This window comes from Acidovorax soli (assembly GCF_900107605.1).
Lineage (GTDB): Bacteria > Pseudomonadota > Gammaproteobacteria > Burkholderiales > Burkholderiaceae_C > Acidovorax > Acidovorax soli.
The window spans coordinates 1-1956 of record NZ_FNQJ01000079.1 but is presented as its reverse complement, the minus strand read 5'-3'; the positions used below and the strand labels follow the sequence as shown (position 1 = coordinate 1956).

Sequence of the window (1956 nt, the reverse complement as noted above, 5' to 3'; positions counted from 1 at the left end):
GTCTTCAGGCTGGAGCTGGCGGTACTGCGAAGGGGAGGAGTGCATCTGCTGACCTTACAGGTTGGCAGGTGTTGCACTTCACTTTTGAATCCGCCTTGTGTAAACGGGTCGGACTTCAATTGATGGAGATGCGATCTGCGAATTGAATGGTAAATTGGGTCAGCGCAGCCTTCCAATCCCTGCCAATCCCCCGAAAGGGATACCCAGCCATAACTGGGCCAACACCCAATGGCCGCGGAAAAACTCTGCGGAATTTTCTGGGCCAAAACAAAAACGCCCACTGGTTAGTGGGCGTTTACTGTCAGCGGAAACCGCTTGCTTATTGGTTGCGCGAGAAGGATTTGAACCTCCGACCTTTGGGTTATGAGGCGACAAACCAGACATGGTTTCAATCGACTCCAACTACCCAAACCAGACTTTAATCTGTCACTTCCACTCTTAACTGGTGCTCTTTAACGCATGACATCCAATGCCTGCACACCAAACAAACCCGACCAAGTTGCCATTATACGCGCGACGGCCAGGAGCCAGCACTCTGAGAATGCGACCATTGGGTAAATCACTGGCTTGCAATGCACCAAGGCTTTAGGCATCAACGTCGGCTTGAACCGCTTTCGTCAGGTATGCCTACCGGCTGGTTAGCCCGCTTGCTCCGACTCAATGTCATGTGGCCGCTGGAGAAGCTATCGATCCAGTAGCTTCTCAGTATCCTGCCACGGAGGCCCTATTCGTCACCGCGCTAACACGGCATTTCTGTGCCGGGCAAGACGAGCAGCTCAGACGTCGTAACAGACCTCCATCACCTCACTGGTCATGGCGATCACATGGAAGCGGTAGCAGCTGATCTGTGCATTGGGCAACGCCGTGCCCACGGCTCTGGCGTAGGCCGCGAGAGGGTTGGTTCATGCCGCCTGCTTGAACCGCTCGTCGTTGGCAAGCTCGGCAAGAATCTGCGGGCTCTTTTGAGCGATGGCGATGAGCGCCTTTGCTGCCCCAGTAGGCTGGCGGCGCCCTTGCTCCCAGCCCTGCAGTGTCCTGACGGAAACGCCAAGCAATGCGGCGAACTGAGATTGAGAGAGGCCTGAGCCCTTGCGGGCAGCGATCACGGGGGAGTAGGCGGCAGTAGTTTTGCCCTCTGCCATTTGATGCGCAGATTCGATCAGTTCTGCCTCAAGATCGCGTGTCGCTTCCCAGGCCGCCAGTTCGGCGTCAGTCATTGGCTTGGAGACTTTTTTCGACAGCATTGCGTAACTCCTTCAAGGTGGATGCCTTGAGCGTGTCCAGCTTGCTCTTGGCGTACATGATCAACAAAACGATTTCTCCAACCTCGGTGCGAGTGAAGTAGATCACCCGAACGCCGCCAGATTTGCCTGAGCCTGCGCGGGTCCAGCGGACTTTGCGAACACCGCCAGATTGGGCGACAACATCTCCCGCCTCTGGATGATCGGCAATGTATGCACAAAACTCACCGCGCTCTTCTTCAGTCCAGTAGTGTGGCCACGTTCGCTGAAAAATGGGCGTTTCAACTACTGTGTGCATCAGTCAATTGTACGCCATTGACGTATACAACGCAAAGCAAACTATAGAGAGACTTGTACCTTGCCGCTGATCTCACCCCGTGCAGCCTGCCGCGTGATCATGTGGCTCGTTGTTTTCCTTTGTGCTACCAATCACAGGATGGCCTCCTGGATCGGAGATCTTGAGCGCAGCGTGGCGTGGACATAGCTCGCTGGCAAGCAAGAGTCCAAGGCGCCTTGACCGGGGCAGGCAATCGCCGCGCATAAACGCGAATTCGAGGATGCCCTTCGATCCCAGAGCGGTAATGTCTGACCTTGCCCCTGAAAAATGGAGTTCTTAGTCCCACCCCTTTCAAGGTCTTCAGAGCAGACCGCGCTAAGCTGCTGATTACTATTGAAATCGGGAGCAAAAAATCTGGCAGGCTGTTGTTGAAAGATT

Annotated in this window: 2 protein-coding genes and 1 pseudogene; all 3 read right to left on the bottom strand. The window is 54.9% G+C overall.

Features of this window, described 5'->3' with window-relative positions:
* Window positions 1-776: 776 nt before the first annotated feature.
* A pseudogene (locus BLW02_RS20495) lies at window positions 777-878 on the bottom strand (hypothetical protein); the annotation flags it as partial.
* 24 nt (window positions 879-902) lie between these two features.
* Window positions 903-1244: a helix-turn-helix domain-containing protein gene (locus BLW02_RS19390; RefSeq protein WP_092701763.1), complete on the bottom strand. Its 342-nt coding sequence runs from the start codon at window positions 1242-1244 to the stop codon at window positions 903-905.
* Window positions 1210-1539, bottom strand: coding sequence for a type II toxin-antitoxin system RelE/ParE family toxin (locus BLW02_RS19385; protein ID WP_092701766.1), 330 nt, complete (start codon window positions 1537-1539; stop codon window positions 1210-1212). Before BLW02_RS19385 ends, BLW02_RS19390 begins: the two co-directional genes overlap by 35 nt.
* Between the last annotated feature and the right edge of the window lie 417 nt (window positions 1540-1956).

Coding starts and splice junctions, on each gene's coding strand:
- BLW02_RS19385 (WP_092701766.1), bottom strand. CDS start 1,539: ATGCACACAGTAGTTGAAACGCCCATTTTTCAGCGAACGTGGCCACAC.
- BLW02_RS19390 (WP_092701763.1), bottom strand. CDS start 1,244: ATGCTGTCGAAAAAAGTCTCCAAGCCAATGACTGACGCCGAACTGGCG.